Genomic DNA, 3071 nt, shown 5'->3' with positions numbered 1-3071 from the left:
GAAGAAAATCGCCGAAGACGCGAAGAAGAAAGCGACTGCCGATGCCGCGAAGAAGAAAGCGCAGGATGCGGCTCGCAAATCGGTAGAGGACAAGAAGGCTCAGGCTCTGGCTGACTTGCTGTCCGATAAGACCGAGCGTCAGCAGGCTTTGGCGGATGAGCAAGGCGATGAAACCGCGGGCAACTTTGATGATCTGATTCGTTCGCGAGCATCTGAAGGTTGGGCGCAGCCACCGTCGGCCCGCAAGGGCATGAAGGTGATTCTGCAAATCAACATGCTCCCTGACGGAACGATCTCCGGTGTTTCGGTTGCTCATTCCAGCGGTGACGCGCCGTTCGACAGTTCTGCAGTCGCGGCTGTAAAAAATATTGGTCGATTGACCGAAATGCAGGGTCTGAAGCCAGCTGATTTCGCACCCTATCGTTCATTCAAGATGACATTCACACCTGAGGATCTAGCCTTGTGAGAAACCTTCTTCGAGGACTGCTTGTAGTCATGTTCTGCTTTGCAGGACTGGCCACGGCAGATGAAAAAAATATCCTGGTCAGCAGTGGCAGCTCCCAGGCAACTCCAATTGCCGTTGTGCCTTTCGGCTTCCAGGGCGGTAGCGTGCTGCCGGACGACATGGCTGAGATTATCGGTAACGACCTGCGCAATTCGGGTTACTACGCGCCGATTCCAAAGCAGAACATGATCAGCCAGCCAAGCCAGGCCAGCGAAATCATCTACCGTGACTTCAAGGCGGTGGGTGCCCAGTACGTCATGGTCGGCAGCATTGTTCCGGCGGGCGGTCGCCTGCAGGTGCAGTACGCACTGTTCAACGTCGCCACCGAGCAGCAAGTGCTGACCGGCAGCGTGTCGGGCGGCGTCGATCAACTGCGCGACATGGCGCACTACATCTCCGACCAGTCGTTCGAAAAACTCACTGGTATCAAAGGTGCGTTCTCGACGCGTCTGCTGTACGTGACGGCCGAGCGTTTCTCTGAGAAGAACACTCGCTACACACTGCAACGTTCGGACTACGACGGTGCCCGTGCCGTGACGCTGCTGCAATCGCGCGAGCCAATCCTGTCGCCGCGTTTCGCACCGGATGGCAAGCGCATTGCCTACGTGTCGTTCGAGCAGAAGCGTCCACGCATTTTCATGCAGAACATCGACACCGGTCGCCGTGAGCAGATCACCAACTTCGAAGGCCTGAATGGCGCGCCAGCCTGGTCGCCGGATGGCAATCGCCTGGCATTCGTGTTGTCGAAAGACGGTAACCCGGACATCTACGTGATGAACCTGGGGTCGCGTCAGATCACCCGTGTCACCAATGGTCCTGGCATCAATACCGAACCGTTCTGGGGTAAGGATGGTTCGACCATCTACTTCACCTCTGACCGTGGCGGCAAGCCTCAGATCTATAAAACCAGCGCAGGCGGTGGTGGTGCGGAGCGTGTGACCTTCATCGGTAACTACAATGCCAACCCTAAACTGTCGGCCGATGAAAAGACCCTGGTAATGATTCACCGCCAGGACGGTTTCACCAACTTCAAGGTGGCGGCCCAGGATTTGCAGCGCGGTAGTGTAAAGATCCTCACTGATAGCACTCTGGACGAGTCTCCTACTGTTGCGCCCAACGGCACYATGGTAATCTACGCCACCCGCCAGCAGGGCCGGGGAGTCTTGATGCTCGTGTCCATTAATGGACGCGTGAGGCTCCCGCTTCCTACCGCACAAGGCGAAGTCAGAGAACCGTCCTGGTCCCCTTACCTGAACTGACGCGGCGCTATACGTTTTACTTAACACACTGGGGTTCATTAGGAGTTTCACGATGGAAATGCTGAAGTTTGGTAAATTTGCTGCGCTGGCTCTGGCCATGGCTGTAGCTGTAGGTTGCTCGTCCAAAGGCGGCGACAACGCCGGTGAAGGCGCTGTAGATCCAAACGCTGGTTACGGCGCTAACACTGGTGCAGTTGACGGCTCCCTGAGCGAAGAAGCTGCTCTGCGCGCAATCACCACCTTCTACTTCGAATACGACAGCTCGGACCTGAAGCCAGAAGCCATGCGCGCTCTGGACGTTCACGCCAAAGACCTGAAAGCAAACGGCGCTCGCGTTGTTCTGGAAGGCAACACCGACGAACGTGGTACTCGTGAGTACAACATGGCACTGGGCGAGCGTCGTGCGAAAGCCGTTCAGCGCTACCTGGTACTGCAAGGTGTTTCCCCAGCTCAGCTGGAACTGGTTTCCTACGGCGAAGAGCGTCCAGTTGCTACCGGCAACGACGAGCAGTCCTGGGCTCAAAACCGTCGCGTCGAACTGCGTAAGTAATTCGTCATGCGAACGTGCCGTCGTGCTGTAACTATTTTGGCTCTCAGTCTCGCACCGCTTGCGGTGTGGGCTGCGGTTCCTGTGGTCGAGGACAACTCCGGCTATAACAATAGCGGGAGCAGTTATCCGCCTGCAGGTTACGGTACGAACGGCGCCTATGCCGGGGGAGGGGTTTCGGCCCCTGTCTCGGCACAGGGCGAGCTGTTCAACCAACTGCAATCGATGCAGGAGCAGATCTCGCGCCAACAAGGCATCATTGAAGTTCTGCAAAATGATGTAGCGCGCATGAAGCAAGAGAACCTGGAGCGATATCAGGATCTTGATCGGCGCATAGGAACCGGCGTTGCACCAGCCGCGACTCCTGATAATTCTTCCGCCGGTGGCAATTTGAATGCCCCCGGTGCAGCAGCCGGCGCAGGTGCGGGAGCGGCTGCCGCTCAAGCCCCGGCCGCGGGTGGCGAACCGGCTGACCCGGCGAAGGAAAAACTGTATTACGATGCAGCCTTCGACCTGATCAAAGCCAAGGATTTCGACAAGGCCAGCCAGGCTTTCGCCGCATTCCTGCGCAAATACCCGAACAGCCAATACGCGGGCAATGCCCAGTACTGGTTGGGGGAAGTGAACCTGGCCAAAGGCGATCTGCAAGGTGCGGGTCAGGCATTTGCCAAGGTTTCGCAGTTGTACCCCAAGCACCCCAAAGTGCCTGATTCGCTGTACAAGCTCGCTGATGTAGAGCGTCGTCTCGGTCATACCGACC

Annotated in this window: 4 protein-coding genes; all 4 read left to right on the top strand. The window is 57.3% G+C overall.

The genetic code is table 11. The features are described 5' to 3' along the window. Positions 1–466, top strand: a 466-nt coding sequence (gene tolA, locus AC1DLB_RS26230) for a cell envelope integrity protein TolA (protein WP_477785932.1), incomplete at its 5' end; no start/stop codon positions are given. Between the two features lie 29 nt (positions 467–495). Then, positions 496–1764: a Tol-Pal system beta propeller repeat protein TolB gene (gene tolB, locus AC1DLB_RS26225; RefSeq protein WP_018926495.1), complete on the top strand. Its 1269-nt coding sequence runs from the start codon at positions 496–498 to the stop codon at positions 1762–1764. Positions 1765–1816: 52 nt separating this feature from the next. Beyond that, the gene (gene pal, locus AC1DLB_RS26220; RefSeq protein WP_003178634.1) at positions 1817–2314 is read left to right on the top strand and encodes a peptidoglycan-associated lipoprotein Pal; all 498 of its coding nucleotides are present in this window, start codon (positions 1817–1819) and stop codon (positions 2312–2314) included. A 6-nt stretch (positions 2315–2320) separates the two neighbouring features. Then, positions 2321–3071, top strand: a 751-nt coding sequence (ybgF, locus tag AC1DLB_RS26215; RefSeq protein ID WP_477785931.1) for a tol-pal system protein YbgF, incomplete at its 3' end; no start/stop codon positions are given.

It is taken from the genome of Pseudomonas sp. 05N434, from assembly GCF_056396965.1.
Note: the sequence above shows the minus strand (reverse complement) of the source record. Positions and strands in the feature narration are given on the sequence as shown.

Excerpts from the sequence above, each read along its gene's own strand:
- pal (WP_003178634.1), top strand. The coding sequence starts at position 1,817 with ATGGAAATGCTGAAGTTTGGTAAATTTGCTGCGCTGGCTCTGGCCATG.